Below are 14,682 nucleotides of genomic sequence, written 5' to 3'. Positions count from 1 at the left end.
CAGCTTTCTTAAGTGTTCGCCCGCCCGACACCGGGAAACGCCCGCGTCGGCAGATCGCCATGGCCGAAACGCTTCACACAGCCGGACTGCAAAAGCTTGCTGCAGCGATCTTCTGACGCGGCAACCGCATTGCCTTTCGCATCGAAACAGGCCGATCCGGCATAGGGACATGTCGCCTTTGAATAGTCGAACGAACCGGTTTCCGGATCATAGCGGCGATAGGTATGCGTGCAGGCGCTTTGTATCACCTGCCGACCGGGCAGCTTTCGCCCCTGCTGATCCATGGCCGCTGCCAGTGTCCACTCGATATAGACACGGTTCTGATTGGTCTTTTGCTCAATCCGGTAAACATCGACGGGAAAGTGTGCGTCCTGATCGGCATCGTCCATACCATCGAGAAACCGGCGAAACGTCCGGATCCGCCGAAACGTCGCCCCGACCAGATCGCCGAATTCATTGACGACGGCTGACAACACCCCCGACACATTTGCGACCTTCAGCTTTGGTCGTGGCATGGTGCCCTGCGATGACATTTCCCAGCCATCGGTTTCAATCGGTGTCGGTTCAAAAACATTGCCACCGAACGACACCGGCGCATCTTCAAACGCCGATGATGTAAACCGATAGATCCCGCCGCCGATCACTGAGGCATCCAGTTCATAAAGATGAACGATATCATCGGCAGCCAGTGATTGTGCGTTTTCGGATATCAGGGTCATAGGTCATAAACCCGTTCAATCGTTGCTGTGATCGTGTCGTTACCGCTTCCCCGAAAGCCGCGTTTCCACTTTTTGCAGCGGTAAAGCTGAGGCATTGCATCGCGGGGCGCTTTCCATTCAAAAGCCCGATAACCGCGATGCTGTCGAAAGAAGGCCTCGATCTGATCGGCCTCAGCAATAGAAAGCACAGACCACACCGCACTGAACGTGACATTTTCCGCGTTGAGGCCGGATCCAGCCCTTTGACTGTAACCGTCCCCAAACTCACTTTCGAGCACGCGGAATTCGTTCTCCCGCGTGCTTTCGACCGATGGACATTTCGGCGGTTCAAACTTCTCAGCCATCAGAAAGGCCCTCCGGCCAGCATGCCACGCGCACGTCGATTATCCTGAAGCCGCGCATCAATAGCGGCATCGATCTGTTTCCTGAATTCGCGACCCATCGCCGCTGCATCTTTCGGATCCGTGCCCTCGGGAACATTCACGTTAATATCGCCAATGTTCACCGAACTCGAAACGGCACCACGTGACTGAACCGCCCGCAACGCCTTCATCGGCAGGCGTGGCAAAGCCGGATGACGCGCGATACCGCCGTCAGCGAGTTTGAGACCTTCGCCATTATTGATCGCCTCAAGCAGCGGTGCATATTTCCCGGCAGCTTTGGCGTTGATCACGTACTCGCCATCGGAAAGCCACGCCGGGATTTTGTCCCCGCGCGGCCCACCGGGACCGGAAAGACTGCCGCCGCCCGTCGCATCGATGCGCCCGCCAGTCGCGGCATGAACAGCACCGCCATCGGCTTTGCCAATTCCGCCAAATATCGCACTGAAGAAACTGCCAAGTCCCGGCCCGCCCGTGCTGAACAGGTCATTCAGTGCCAGTTCGAGCAACTTGTCGCCAATGCGGCCCAATGCATTCACCAAGGCATCCGCTGCACTGACGCCACTCATCAGGTCAGAGACAAACCCACCGGTTACGTCTTTCGCGGTTGACTTGAAGTCATCCACAGACTGGCGAAGATCATCATTCTTGCGCGCAGCCTTTTCTGCCTCAGCAGCGGCTTCCGCATAGCCTTGAGCCAGTTCGTCAATTGAAGCCCTCAGATCAGCATTAACGCTTAATCCCGCAGCTTCCGCAGCACTCAGGAGATCATGGGTCGCCCGCGCCTTTTCCAGCGCAAAGCCATAATCTTCCACCAATGGGTTCAGTGCGTTTTGCGCTTCCTTCTCAGCCATCAGAGCCGCTGTGCGTTCACGGATAGACTGGACGGCGCTGTCAAAGCCATTTTCACCACCGCCACCGCCGCCAGATCCGCTGCTGTTTCGGCGCGCACTGGCATCCAGCCTGCTTTGAGCAAGGCTTTCGATCTCATTGTCCGGCAGGAAGCCGCCTTTGTTTTCGAGATCCCGCTTGATGTTCGCCTTTTCCCGCTCAAGTGCCAGTTGATCTTTCGTCAGGCTATTCTGCCATTCGATTTCGTCAGCATAGTCTTTGCCAAGCTGAAGCATTTTTTCACCTTCAGCCCGGCTATCGCTGTATTGGGTATAGGCTGATTTCTGGCTGTCACTAAGGCCACCCGAGCCATTAACCGTTGCTCCGGCCAGCATGGTCATGGCTTCGCGCGATTTATCGATCAGCTTTTGAAGCACCGAGAACATAGGTGCGAGCTTTTCGATATAGCCCGCGACATCGGGGTTGGCGTCCGCCATGGCCTCAAGCGCACGGCGGGCTTCTCCGGCCCCCTCTTTCGTGCCGTCGAACTGGTCGATGATATCGGCAATGGCCTCACGCTGGTCGAGCGAGATCGGCATGATCTGGCTGAAATCAAGCAGTTCGTCACGCGCACTCTGGATTTCACGCTCAAGCTCATTGACCTGATCGGCTGCTTTTGCCCCATCAAGGCTTTGAAGCTTCTGAGCCGTCTTTTCCAGCTGATAGGCCAGATCGGCAACAGGCTGGGAAATCTCGGTGGCCCGGATTTCCCGCATCTGGTTGATGACGTCCTGAAACCCGACACGACCGCGTTCAAGGTCACGGGCCATGTCCTGAATCTGGAAGATGCTGTCAAAATCGCGTTCAGGAACATCTGAAAAAAGCCCTGTGAGGCTTTTGGCCTGATCAATGATCCCACCAAGCGCATCATCATCGCGAAGCCAACCGAGAAAGCCCTCGCCCATATTGCTCAGCCGGTCATATTCATCGGCCAGCATTTTAACCTTGCGATAGATGTCGCCATCGGTGAGCTGTTCAGCCGCTTCTGTCACGTCGTCAAGTTTCGGCGCAGCTTCCTCGGCAACAAGACCAAGCCGTTCAAGTTCGGCATTGACGGCTTCCGTCTGTGCTTTCGCCGCTTGCGTATGACGCGAATAAAGCGCCAGCGCACCGACCAGCGTTCCGCCGATCAACAGGCCGAGCGGACCAGCCGCAGCACTCATGCCGCCCAGCGCCGTTGAAAGGCTACCCGCCGCCATGGCCGACCGCATGGCCGCCGCAAACTTCGTCAGCGCCGTGCCTGCCATTCCAAGCTTGACCAGCATACCCGCAATCGAACGCCCGACCAGTGCACCGGCAATCACACCGGCAAGTGCGAGAACCGTGTCCGCCGTCTGGTCAAAATTGTCGGCAAGAGCATTCAGACCAGCGACAAGCCGCTGAGACGCCCCCAGACTGCTATCCGTCTCGCCGATGTATTTGGTCAGGGCATTGTTGACCTTGGTCACGCCCTGCGCAATCGTCTGCGTGGAATTCGCCGCCATCTTTTCGATGGCCGGAAAGCCTTTCATGAAGGCGTCGAAAAATTCCCGGCCCGAAACCTTACCGTCATTGACCAGCTGTTTCAGTTTGGAGACCGAACCGCCAGCTTCATCAAGCCCGTTGGCAACGGCGATCAAAATGGGCCGCGCGCCATCATTAATTGAATTGAATTCTTCCGCCTGAACCCGCGCTGAGCCGAGCAACTGACCAAGCTGTTGCAGTGCGCCCGACGCTTCTGCCGCCGACTTACCTTCTACTTTCAACGCCGTTGCAATGCCGCTTGTGAATTTCAGAAGGCGTTCCTGCGATTGCTGCAGGTTGTCATTGGCCTGAGACGCTTTGCCGAACAGATCGGCCAGCGCGGTGATCGGCGCGGCATTATCCTGAGCGCTTTGATACAAGGCATCAAGCGTGCGCACCTGTTCCTGACCGACAACACCAGCCACCGCCAGCGCGTTCTTCGCTTGTGTCCAGGCATCGGCATAGCGGCCCACTTCCCGAACCGATAACGTGGAGGCGAGCGCAGTTGTGGAATAAAGCAGCCCCTTGAACGCATTCGCCCCGAAACCTTCAAGACGGCGGTCCATGGCAACGGCTTTCTTCTGGATCGCATTCAAATGCTTGTTTGCCACCCCATTGGCTTTCGCCAGTCGCTTTTCAAACTTGTTCACGTCAGCCGAAAGCTGAACGACGAGCTGCTCAAGGTCGGTTTTGGCCATTATTCCTGCTCCTGCATCCAAGCCCACATTTCATCGGCCTGCGCATCGTTGAGTTTTGTCTGATCGTTTTCTTCCGATGAATTGGCCCGGATGTAGCCATCAAGCGCGGCTGAGAACTGCCAGACGCTCATTGCGCTGACCTCTTGCGGGGTGAAGCCATGGCCGCGCCAGCACCCTAAATATTCGCCATGCGGATATTGCCGTTCGCCAGATCACCAAGGTGTTTGAATGATGACTTGACTCGCCTTCATAAGCCCACGCAATTTTGGCGCGGGATAAAAGGAGAAAGACTACGTGTGGACAATCCTGTTCGTAATTCTGGCAATCATCGTCGTGATCTTAATTTGGGGAGCTTTCGCGAACGCTGCGAAAGAGGCTGAGTGGCACCCTTCGTCAAAAGGAAATCAAACAAAAATCGAGAATGATAATCGCCTGACGGTTTTTGAAAGTGACGGAGGATGGAAGTTTTCTTGCGCCATGAACAGACCGGATTCAGAAGCGTACTTTTCAGATCCATTTGAAACTCAGCAAGAAGCTATGCGAGCTTCTGTCGATTTTGCGAACGACAGAAACACGAGCGAACGCACCAAGCGTGAAAAATCACGTGAAAAACACGATCAAATGGCCTTTGAAGCCGCCAAAAACGCTCAATCCTTTTTCGAGGCTACAAATTCCGAAGTCGCAGAGATGCATTCACAGAATAAGTTCCTGCTTAAAGACTTACGTCCGCTTCGCAAAAAGATAGGCAGATATAGGTCGCGGCTCATTGATGCGACGGTTGTTCTAAAGTCTGAATATCTGGACGATGAAGCTGACGAAGCTCTCGATATCGCGAGCGATTTGAAAGAACTCGAAAATCACACAATCGACCTCATCAAATGGAAAGAAGCGAAGAGTGATAACCCACCGCCCAACATGCCTGAAATCTCCTGACTAAATCTGATCCTGCATCCAAGCCCACATTTCATCGGCCTGCGCATCGTTGAGTTTTGTCTGATCGTTTTCTTCCGATGAATTGGCCCGGATGTAGCCATCAAGCGCGGCTGAGAACTGCCAGACGCTCATTGCGCTGACCTCTTGCGGGGTGAACCCCATGGCCGCGCCAGCACCGTAAATATTCGCCATGCGGATCTTGCCGTTCGGCAGATCATCAAGGCGGGTTTCAGTGCTGGCGCTTGTTACTCCCCCACGGGTTCATCCGGGGCACCGGCCAGCCCTGCAAATACGATTGCCAAGGCCAGCGGCTGGTTTTCAAGTGGCGGGCGCTCTTTCACATAGCGGCCTGCAAGCTTCAGCGCCTCTTTCGGCTCCATGCCGCCGCCGATCAGGCCAAGGCGAATGGTCTCGAACACGTCTTCGATATTCCAGTCGCCGGACTGCAAACGCGAAAGCAGCCGCATCGGGCCGCAATCGCATTTTTCCTGAAGTTCCGAGATCTGCCCATAGCCCAGACGGAACGCATAGGTTCCGTCTGCAAAGGGTTGTTCAATCCGTGCATCACGCATCAGGCCGCAATCCATTCGTTTTCGATGGCACCGGCACTGTCCATCTGAATTGAAGACTTCACCTTCGGATCGCCGCTCTTTTCGCCGCTGATTTCAAAGCTCGTCAGATGAAACGGACCGGTCCACTTCATGGTGCCGGTGGCGTACTGGATCGAAAGCTCGCAGTTGATCGCCTGCGTGCTGGCAAAGGCCTCCCACCATGGCTGGATCGAGGTTGCGGCCAGAACGCCATCGCCGGACACAGAAGCCGAAAGGCTTTCTGCGTTACGTTCCAGCCATGTCACCTGATCCTCATCGTCACAATCGACCACCAGCGTTTCGCCGGTATTTTTTGAGAAACTGAGCGATTTCGAGGTCATGCCGCAGGGCTGCGCGAACACTTCAGGGTCGGCGCCATCGCCCAGCTTGATCAGCAGTTTGCCGAATGTCGTGGTTTTTGCTTCTGCCATTGGTCATAGCTCCATTGTTTCGCCACCGCAGAAACCGGCTGGCGAGGATAGGTTTCAGATTGTTGCGTGTGGTTCAGTCGATCTCGACAAAGGCCGTGAACGACAATGCAGCGTGATTGGTCACACCATTCGGCTCGCGGATAATCCGTGTGACGCGGTGGCGAAGCGACACCAGAGCATTTTCGCCAAGAGCGAGGCCCGCATCGTGCAGGCAGTGCTTCACCGCTCCGGCCAGCTTTTTCACCTCAGCCGATCCGTAGGCTTCACCGGTGCCCTCAGACCAGCAGTCGATCTGAAGGCTGATTTCTTCGCCCGCGATGCAGTCAGCGTCATCGGGCAAGCTGTCACTCGGCCCCATGGAAACATAGGGAAAGCCCGGTTTCGGATCCGAAGGCACACGGTCAAAGACACGGCCCGCGACAAAGCCGGAGACCACCGGGTCTGTTTTCAGCGTGGTGATAACAAGCCGCGTCAGTTCAAAGTTTGCATCCATCAGGCACCTGCCGCCACACGTTTTGCCGCTTTCGTTACCGACCGGGATATCCGCGATTTCACACGGCGGCGTTTTGCCCGATAAGACACATAAAAATAGGGCCGTGCCTGCATATCCTGCCGCCCGAACTCAACCCAGCGCGCCCAGAACGCATCATCGTTCCCGGCATAGACTGTAATGGTCATTTCGGAGCCAAGCTGAGATTTTACGGTTGCGGCAATACTGGATCCAGACGGTGCCCGGCCCCACGTCCAGCCGATACTGTCCCGAAGTGCACCGCTATCGACCGGGACAAGGCTTTTCATCAAAGCGACAATCTCATCTGCCGATTGCTCCATGGCAGCCTTGATCAGCTTTTTCGCAATGACCGGCATGCGCTTCATTTTTCGCTCAAGAGCAGCGCGCCCCTTGATCGTTGCACGACGGGCCATCAGCTCGGTTTCCCTTCAGAAACAAGCATTTCGATCCACCGGTTTTCATCATCGACATTGACCGGTGGTGCGGTGATCGCAAACACCCTGCCCGGCTTTCGCGCATCAACAATGCGCCAATCCGCAGTGATATCCGCCGCCTGCGCGCTGTAACGGATCCGCACGGTGTAAGGCTGAACGCCCTGAAGCCTTTCAGCCATAACCGTTTCGGTGCCATTTCGGGCAATCATCTGAGCGCGCTGGGTGAAGACGGTTTCAAACGGGCCAGCGACCGGGTTGCCATAACCGTCATCGGTGGTGCCGCGCTTTTGGAAATGCAGCCTTGAGCGCAACTGACCGCCACTATTCGCCGGTCGGGCCATTGTCAGCCTCCGGGTGATTTCTGTGCGCTGCCCCGGCGTTCAACGCAGCCTCAGCGCAAGCCGTTCTAACGTTGTATTTTCCGCCTTCACGATAGGCGATAGTAATTTTCGGCCTCTCCGGTGGCGACCATCGGAAAGGTCTGTCAAAGACCAGCCAGACCATTGTTCCCCCTATGCGTTCAGACGGTAGTTAGACAACAGCGACCAGAAGCCGGAACTGTCCGGAAGCTCTGCTGTAATCGTGCCGGTGATGACCTGTTCGCGGTTTCGATACCAGGTGCCGATCAAAAGCAGCATGGCCTGACAAACGGCGGCAGGCACTTCATCAAAGCCAGCCACAACATCAACGGCGACGCGAGAACCCGTTTGAATAGCTGGCCAAGGCCGTCCAGCCTTTGCGACGATGGAAGCCCTCAAACCCTCAAGGCGGGTTTCGTAGTGTGAAGGATCCAGAATGACATCATCACCGGTCGGTGCGATATAGCGCACGGCGACCACCTCTTTGACCGGCCCAACCGGCAGCCGGTTCAAATCCTCGAACCCATGACAGTGAAGTTTCAGCGTCTTCTCAGTGACGATCAGGCCCGTGACCTGTTCCACATGGTTAGAGGCCGTCGCGATCAGTCTCTGGATGAAGCTGTCATCATCGTCAAAATCAACGGTCAGCTGCTCTTTGGCCGCCGCAAGCGATACCGCCTCTTCATCGGACGGTGCGATGATATCCGGTTCGGCCCATCCCAAACGGCTCATTGCCGGGTCTCCAGCGCCTTCGGTTTGACCGCCTTATTGAACCTGTCTTCATTCACCGGAACTGCCAGCCCGGCCTTGATCAGGGTAACAGCCTTATCTTTCGGAAAGTCACGCCGTTCGCCCGGCGCAAGGATAAAATCCGGGCCGGTGTATCCAGCCAGCATCTTGATTTCCATGATTGCACTCCATCGGAGAAGATCGGCAGGCGCGTTTGAACGCCTGCCGTTTCAGCCTTTTGATCAGGCAGCCTTCATCTTGAGGTGTTTAACGGCATTGGCGTCACCCAGCTCACCATCGAAACGGATCAGACCGGCGATCCCCATGTCGGGCCAGAACCGCTCACGCATCACGCCGACAACCGGCGAACCGACCTTACGGACAAAGTAGCGGGAAAAATCACCGAAGAGCATGGGCTTCGCACCGGCTGCGATATCGGGCATAGCCTGATTGATCGAGTATCTGCGACCATTGAAGTTGGCCGGGATCCCCGCCTGGACATCGCCCTTCTGCCAAAGATAATTGCCGTCGCCGTCTTTCAGCTTACGGATCGCCAGAAGCGTGTTGTCATTGAACATGTAGCGGACTTTCGGGCTGGTCCGGTATGCCGGATCGACCGAGTGTTCCAGTTCCATGATTTCATCGAATTTCAGGCTTGCGGAAGCCGCTGCAATCAATCCCTGACTGGAAGCCGTCAGAATGCCGTTCGGTGCGTTGGTGCCAGTGCCCACCGTCAGTTGGCGGTTCGCGATACGGCCAAGACGTTCGCCGATAAGAAAGCCAAGAAACGATTCCATGTTGACGATGCCGTCCGAGTTGAGCTCAAAAGACCAGCGCACAAACGGCGTATTGAACACATAGGCGTTCAGAAGCTTCTGCCCGAATTCCACGTCGCCGCTGCCGTCATCTTTCAGAGCCTCAGCTTCAGCGTGCGAATCCGCTTCATTGTCGGTGTCATCGACGGTTGGCACCTGAATAGGGTTGCCGCCTGCCGTATTCATGACCGTGGCAACCTCTTCATCATACATCGGCCCCCACGCCTTCATCACTTGGATGATTTCACCATGAAGTTCGGTCGGAACGGTATAGCCACCGGCAGTATTGCTGCCGCCTGTCTGAGCGCGGTTTTCAAACTTCGCCGCACCGGCACGCAGAACATTGCGCTCTTCTGCCGTCAGATCGGAGATATCCGTTCCGCAGATCACACGGGCAAATACATGACGATATTCCGGCGACGGTTCTTCACCGCCAGCACCGCGTGTTTCGACATCATCGCCGGTCGGGCGGTTGCGCGCCCGGCGCTCTTCGGCATTGCGTTCGATTTCAAGCTGGCGCTCTTCACGCCTGATCTGCTTTTCGAGCTTGTCATATTCCGCCATAGCCGTGTCGTGGGCGGCCTCAAGTTCCGTTGCACGCGCTTCATCGGTGCTGTCATTGATCTGGTTGAGACGCTCGCGGGCCTCTTCAGCGATTGTTTCCTGCCGCTGACGCAGCTCTTTGATTCGTTGCAGCATTCTGATGCTCCATGACTTGAATTTCAGGAAAGTGGTTCAGCGCTTGGCGGCCCGCCTTACGCCTTACTCCGCGATCTGAGATCGAGGGTTGTCTTCATCCGCAGCCTTCGGGCGGCTGCATGAAAGTTGTGCCGGGCGCGCTCGTTCTTCGCGGCTTCGAGATCCCGCATGGCAAGCTGGGTGTCGTCATAGGCCGGAAAGGCAACGGCGCTGACTTCCATCAGATCGGCAGCAATAATGGTGCGCTTCCACGGTTCAGCCGTTTCATCCCATTCCTGCTTCACCACATGAAAGCCGAACGACATGCCGGAGATGTCACCGCGCTCCAGCAGAACCGCGAGATCGCGCCCGTCTGTCGTATCAGGAAGATCAATCTCGACGCGCAGCCCCTTATCGTCTTCGGTGAGACGCAATGTCTGAGCGGATGTCCGGCCAATAACCCGGCCCGGATCGTGATCGATCAGCGCCCGGATATCGTCCCTTTTCAGCGTTTCGGTGAATGCGCCCGGCGCGATACGCTCGACAAACAGGCCGCCGATATCGGCATCGCTGTTAAACAGCGCCGCATAACCGACAGCCGTCTTCGTTTCGCCGTCCGCCCGGATCTCCGGACGGCGGGCGACCGCTCGCTTTATCAGCGTCATTTTATTCTCCGGTTGGGTTTGTTTCGCTCTGACTGGATGCCGGTGCTTTGGAAACAGCGCCCAGCGGGACGGTCGCGCCCTGAATATAGAGCGTATCGCCGTTCGGTTTGTTGGGCCGGTTTTCCTTCTCACGCGCCTCATTCGGCGTGAGAATGCCGGACTGGACACCGCGCGCCAGACCTTCGATCCGGCTCTTGAAGTCGCCGCGCATCAGCGCATCCAGATTGTGCTCGGCATAACGGGAATTGCGCATCTGCCCGAACAGTTTGAGATTGATTTCCTGCTCAAAATTACGCGCCCATTGCGCAATAACGTGTTTGACCAGATGCAGATCCTGCTGTTCTGAATTGTTCAGCGTAGCGTGCGTCAGATCCTGCAGGAACAAAGGCGGCAGATTGAACAGCCGGGCGATTTCCTCAATCTGAAACCGGCGCGCTTCGGTCATCTGACCTTTCGCCGGATCGAAACCGACCTGCTTCAGCTCATAGCCGGGCGGAATGGAAAAGAAGCTGTCACCGAACTCACGGGCATAATCGATTGCCCGGTCGATATCCTCTTTCGCCCGCTTCATCGCATTTGCCCCGGTCGGCATGGGACCGGTTAAAGCAAGCGGTGGAATGCCGCCATTGGCAAAGAAGTTTGAACCGTATTCATTCATAGCCAGTGCCAGCTGGATGGCGTTGCGCCCGGTTGCCACCGGCGCATATGAGGAAATCATGTCGGGCTTTCGCAAAAATGCGATGTCGATCACGTCCTCCGCATCATAGGTTCTGCCCTCATAGGAATAGCTGACGCGCCCGCCGGTTCTGCGAATGGTGACCTTTCCCGGCTCCATCGGCCAGATCGCAACCACCGACCGCCCGGCCCGCTCAATCCATGAAAGCGAACGCCCGGACGTGAACACCTGCGACCAGCAATATTCCCGCCAGCTGTAACTGGTCCATTGCGGGTTTGGCGCTTCGTTTAAAAGCGTCTGGATGCCACCCTTCATCTGGGCAGCGCCATCTTTCCCGGATCTGAACGCATGGAGCGGCAGGTTCGCAAGACTGCCGGACAGGAAAGTCACCGCCGCAGAAAACGCCGGAACCCGCATGGCATTCTCAATCGTCACAGACGGCAAGTTGCCCGACCTGATCCCGAAGAATTCGAGAAAGTTCGAGGCACTCACCTTAACCTTCGGATCTTCGATATTCGCAGCACGAACATCCGCCTTAGCCTTTCGGCTGAATAGTCTCATGATTTCTTCACCAGCGTGTAGTCCGGGTCATCCCAGGGGGAGACCGGCTCCGGTTCTTCATCCGTCATCGCAAGCCCGATCCCCATGACCGTGGCGACAACACCGTCGATTTTGTCGAGTGAGTGCTTTTTGTCCGGCACATAGTTGAGATTGACATCGAAGCGCACAGAGCAATGCCCGGCCATCCACCCGAGAACCGGATGGCCGCCATGTTCGATATCCTGCGCAAAGACCAGCCGTTCAAACTCTTTGGTCGGCGCGCTGAGGTTGGCGGTTGTCTGCCGCATATCGACCAGCAATTCAGGATCCAGTCCTTCATGCTGAAGATCGCCGATCAGCTTGCTTGTGCCCCACGGGTCATAGCCGATCCTCTCAACATCGAAATGCGCACCGGCGTCAAAGATCGCCCGCATCAGAAAGTTCAGATCGACAAAGTCACCCGGTGTCGTTTCAAGCGCGCCGGTTTTCACCCACGCATTCCAGTTGACGCGCTTGTCTTCCTGCGCCCGGCGCTCAAGCGTGTCTTCCGGCACCCAGAAACGGGGAATAACGATCCATTTGTCATTGGTCGCATCTGGCGGCAGGATCGCCACCAGCGCGGTCAGATCGTTGACCGAGGAAACGTCGAAGGCCAGAAGCGCGCGCCGCCCCTTGTTTTCCGCCCAAAGGCGCGGCCATGACTTTGCATCGGCAGTGCAGGCCTGCCACTTCGAACGCGGCAGCCAGCCGCCGATCTGATCGACCCAGCGGTTGAGGTGGTAGCACTGGAAAATCGCCTCTTGCGCCGGGCGGCCCTTTGCCTTGCGAAACTCTGTTTGCAGATAGTCCAGCGTCGGTGTCAGACCGAGACTGGGATTGGCCTTCCGCCAGATTGTTTCATCGGTCCAGTCGTCTTCATCCTCAATCCCGAAATAAACGACCAATGTCGATGGATCATCGATCTCCCCGCGCATGATCGAAAGCGATTCCTGAAACCATTCAAACCCGACACGGTTTTCGCGGCGGCCAGCCGTGGACGCATAAAGCTCAATCGGCTGAAGCCGTGCGCCGGTTCCCTGCCGCAAGGTGTCGGCGATTTCGGTCGACTTCCATTCGTGGATCTCATCACCCACCGTCACGGTTGGCGACTTGCCATGCTTGCCCTTCGTGGACCCGGTCAGCAGTTGACAGAGCGAAGACGTTTCGCGCAGGTAAATGCTTTTCGAATTGATCGTGATCCGGTCATTGCCGTGGCGATCTTCTTTCAACCCGTCTGCCGCTTCGATGATCTGAACCATCTTGTTGAACGGGATCAGCGCCTGTTCTTCATCGCGCGCAAACACATAAGCCTGCGCGCCCTGTATCTTCTCCAGCACGAAAAACAGAACGGCCAGAGCAGCCAGAAACTCAGACTTTCCGTTCTTTCTCGGGATCCAGAGATCCAGACGGCGAAAGATCCGGACATAGGAAATCGTCTCAGCATGGGTTTCGGGATCAATGATTTCGACCGGCTTTTTCCAGCCGACGAGTAACCGCACCGTGATTTCCTGCCAGGGCAAAAGCTTGAACGGAATGCCCGCAAACCGGTCATCGGTCAGCCTGAAGATACGAGGCCAGCGCTCCACGATGCGATCTGCCTTTGCAGCATCATACCATGCACCCGGAATAGCAGCGGCGCGCTTCCAGCCGGAACGCGCCCAGTCATAGGCTTCATCGTCATCATGACAGGCGATCCACTCCGGCAGCGGTTCAGTTTGGTTTGAGACCGGGAGGGAGGCGTCCATCGTCGTTCATAATCCCCATGGGGTCATCAACCGGCATGTCATCGCCGCGCTCACGCCCGCCACCGTTCGGAGCGTCAAACGGCAACCGGCCCTGCCCTGCATTGAAGGTTTCAAGTTTCATGAGATCCTGATCCCGCATCGGGGTCAGACCGAATTCGCTATCAAGCAGCCTCAGCTGCGTTTCGGCTTTCGCCATAAATTCGAGGCCGGGATGGGTTCGATGGACCTCGTTGCCATCGCCCTTTTTGACCTTCACCGTGGTTCCGCCGCGCGGCAGATCCTTTCGAAGCTGTTCAGCCGTGGTCATGTAAAGCTGCGTCCAGATGCAATAGCGCGTGAGTGCTGCCCGATAGGCAGGCTTGCGCCGCCCGGTCGCCGCCAGAACCACTGAAAGCTCACGCCAGAGACTGGCGGCATGTTTCCAATAAGCAGGCTGCTTCTGAAACAGCGCTGGCAGCGGGAATGGATCGCCACTTCGTGTGGCATCGTCATCGACAGAGGTCACGACCGCCTCGATTTCTTTCTCGACTTTGCCTTTGCGACGACCGGGAAACCCCTTCGCCGCCTGTTCAAGAGGATTGTCTTTACGTCTGCCCATGGGTTCGCCATCCTTCAGACATGCACCGGCAAGCGTTGGAAACGTCCCGTCTCCCCGGTACAGAAAAAAAAGTTATCGCCAAAAATATCGCGCCGGAATTTTCCTGATTAGGCCGCCGGTCCACGCCGTCAGCCCTCAAGAACCAGACCCACCCCCCTGCCTATTCGGCAGGTTCTGCCATCAGGCCCGAGGTAATCGCCTTGGCGCGTTCGCTGTTCAGCCAGAGGCTTTCAATGCCGATCTGGCCGCGCTCGTACATGACTTCGAGCCGTTGCTTCACATGGTCATGGTGCCACTTGCAGCATGGTTGCCACATCGCCGTGTTCCAGAACTTCTCCGGATCGCCGTGGTGCGGGTCAACGTGATCGACAACACGCGCTGCTGTCACCCTGCCCACGGCCTGACAGCCAAGACACAAGGGCCGATGCGCCAGAAACGTATCGCGCGCCTTTGACCATCGCCGGTTATAACCGCGACTGGCAGCGCTGCCGCGCCGGTCATCGGCCCGTTGGCGTTGCTGCTTTCGCGTTGGCGCTCCGGCAGGCCTGAATGATTTCGGGGATTTGACCATCTACCCTAAACGCAAAAAGGCGGATCGCTTTCACGACCCGCCTCATACGATAGCAAACAACAATACGGCGCACCCGTCTTGCGTTTACGCTTTCGATTATACGCTAATAAATGGAGAGAAGACATAGCTTACGCACTGACCCTGAATCGCGTTGCCTATTGGCTATCGTCAGGGCTG

At 56.6% G+C, this 14,682-nt stretch carries 19 protein-coding genes; 1 reads left to right on the top strand and 18 read right to left on the bottom strand.

Annotated elements, in window-relative coordinates; genetic code table 11:
- Positions 1-8 precede the first annotated feature (8 nt).
- Genes EDC90_RS04190 through EDC90_RS21410 form a run of 4 tightly spaced genes read right to left on the bottom strand, consistent with a single transcriptional unit; the run spans position 9 to position 4,322 of the window.
- Positions 9-719, bottom strand: coding sequence for a phage minor tail protein L (locus EDC90_RS04190; protein WP_132308879.1), 711 nt, complete (start codon positions 717-719; stop codon positions 9-11).
- The gene (locus tag EDC90_RS04185; RefSeq protein WP_132308877.1) at positions 716-1,063 is read right to left on the bottom strand and encodes a phage tail protein; all 348 of its coding nucleotides are present in this window, start codon (positions 1,061-1,063) and stop codon (positions 716-718) included. The genes EDC90_RS04190 and EDC90_RS04185 overlap by 4 nt, the downstream gene beginning before the upstream one ends.
- Complete coding sequence (locus tag EDC90_RS04180; RefSeq protein WP_132308875.1) at positions 1,063-4,191, bottom strand: tape measure protein; 3,129 nt, start codon at positions 4,189-4,191, stop codon at positions 1,063-1,065. Before EDC90_RS04180 ends, EDC90_RS04185 begins: the two co-directional genes overlap by 1 nt.
- Complete coding sequence (locus EDC90_RS21410; protein ID WP_281015392.1) at positions 4,191-4,322, bottom strand: hypothetical protein; 132 nt, start codon at positions 4,320-4,322, stop codon at positions 4,191-4,193. The genes EDC90_RS04180 and EDC90_RS21410 overlap by 1 nt, the downstream gene beginning before the upstream one ends.
- Before the next feature lie 163 nt (positions 4,323-4,485).
- Between EDC90_RS21410 and EDC90_RS04175 the strand changes: the two genes are divergently transcribed.
- Positions 4,486-5,124 (top strand): hypothetical protein, encoded by a 639-nt coding sequence (locus EDC90_RS04175; RefSeq protein ID WP_132308873.1) that lies wholly within the window; start codon positions 4,486-4,488, stop codon positions 5,122-5,124.
- Here the strand turns inward: EDC90_RS04175 and EDC90_RS04170 are convergent, their stop codons facing one another.
- The 14 genes from EDC90_RS04170 to EDC90_RS04105 all read right to left on the bottom strand — a co-directional run bounded on the left by EDC90_RS04170 (position 5,125) and on the right by EDC90_RS04105 (position 14,505).
- The gene (locus EDC90_RS04170) at positions 5,125-5,316 is read right to left on the bottom strand and encodes a hypothetical protein (RefSeq protein WP_132308871.1); all 192 of its coding nucleotides are present in this window, start codon (positions 5,314-5,316) and stop codon (positions 5,125-5,127) included.
- 53 nt (positions 5,317-5,369) lie between these two features.
- Positions 5,370-5,696: a gene transfer agent family protein gene (locus tag EDC90_RS04165; RefSeq protein ID WP_245510930.1), complete on the bottom strand. Its 327-nt coding sequence runs from the start codon at positions 5,694-5,696 to the stop codon at positions 5,370-5,372.
- Entirely contained in the window at positions 5,696-6,145 is a 450-nt protein-coding gene (locus EDC90_RS04160) for a phage tail tube protein (protein WP_132308869.1), read from the bottom strand. The genes EDC90_RS04165 and EDC90_RS04160 overlap by 1 nt, the downstream gene beginning before the upstream one ends.
- Before the next feature lie 73 nt (positions 6,146-6,218).
- Positions 6,219-6,638 carry a DUF3168 domain-containing protein gene (locus tag EDC90_RS04155; RefSeq protein WP_132308867.1) on the bottom strand — a complete coding sequence of 140 codons (420 nt, stop codon included), beginning with the start codon at positions 6,636-6,638 and terminating at the stop codon, positions 6,219-6,221.
- A complete protein-coding gene (locus tag EDC90_RS04150; RefSeq protein WP_132308865.1) occupies positions 6,638-7,069 on the bottom strand; it encodes an HK97 gp10 family phage protein in 432 nt (143 codons plus the stop codon). Before EDC90_RS04150 ends, EDC90_RS04155 begins: the two co-directional genes overlap by 1 nt.
- Positions 7,069-7,431 (bottom strand): head-tail adaptor protein, encoded by a 363-nt coding sequence (locus EDC90_RS04145; protein WP_132308863.1) that lies wholly within the window; start codon positions 7,429-7,431, stop codon positions 7,069-7,071. Before EDC90_RS04145 ends, EDC90_RS04150 begins: the two co-directional genes overlap by 1 nt.
- A gap of 171 nt (positions 7,432-7,602) precedes the next feature.
- Entirely contained in the window at positions 7,603-8,181 is a 579-nt protein-coding gene (locus EDC90_RS04140; RefSeq protein ID WP_132308861.1) for a head-tail connector protein, read from the bottom strand.
- Positions 8,178-8,357, bottom strand: a complete 180-nt coding sequence (locus EDC90_RS04135) for a hypothetical protein (protein ID WP_132308859.1) — start codon at positions 8,355-8,357, stop codon at positions 8,178-8,180. The genes EDC90_RS04140 and EDC90_RS04135 overlap by 4 nt, the downstream gene beginning before the upstream one ends.
- Before the next feature lie 63 nt (positions 8,358-8,420).
- Complete coding sequence (locus tag EDC90_RS04130; protein WP_132308857.1) at positions 8,421-9,692, bottom strand: phage major capsid protein; 1,272 nt, start codon at positions 9,690-9,692, stop codon at positions 8,421-8,423.
- 56 nt (positions 9,693-9,748) lie between these two features.
- Positions 9,749-10,336, bottom strand: coding sequence for an HK97 family phage prohead protease (locus EDC90_RS04125; RefSeq protein WP_132308855.1), 588 nt, complete (start codon positions 10,334-10,336; stop codon positions 9,749-9,751).
- Position 10,337: 1 nt separating this feature from the next.
- A complete protein-coding gene (locus EDC90_RS04120; protein WP_132308853.1) occupies positions 10,338-11,573 on the bottom strand; it encodes a phage portal protein in 1,236 nt (411 codons plus the stop codon).
- A complete protein-coding gene (locus EDC90_RS04115; RefSeq protein ID WP_132308851.1) occupies positions 11,570-13,336 on the bottom strand; it encodes a terminase large subunit in 1,767 nt (588 codons plus the stop codon). Before EDC90_RS04115 ends, EDC90_RS04120 begins: the two co-directional genes overlap by 4 nt.
- Positions 13,302-13,934, bottom strand: coding sequence for a P27 family phage terminase small subunit (locus EDC90_RS04110; RefSeq protein WP_132308849.1), 633 nt, complete (start codon positions 13,932-13,934; stop codon positions 13,302-13,304). The genes EDC90_RS04115 and EDC90_RS04110 overlap by 35 nt, the downstream gene beginning before the upstream one ends.
- A 160-nt stretch (positions 13,935-14,094) precedes the next feature.
- Complete coding sequence (locus EDC90_RS04105) at positions 14,095-14,505, bottom strand: HNH endonuclease (RefSeq protein ID WP_132308847.1); 411 nt, start codon at positions 14,503-14,505, stop codon at positions 14,095-14,097.
- Between the last annotated feature and the right edge of the window lie 177 nt (positions 14,506-14,682).

Origin of the sequence: Martelella mediterranea, assembly GCF_004342225.1 — a bacterium.
Classification (GTDB): domain Bacteria; phylum Pseudomonadota; class Alphaproteobacteria; order Rhizobiales; family Rhizobiaceae; genus Martelella; species Martelella mediterranea_B.
The sequence above is the reverse complement of the archived record's forward strand: the minus strand, read 5'-3'. Positions and strand labels throughout refer to the sequence as shown.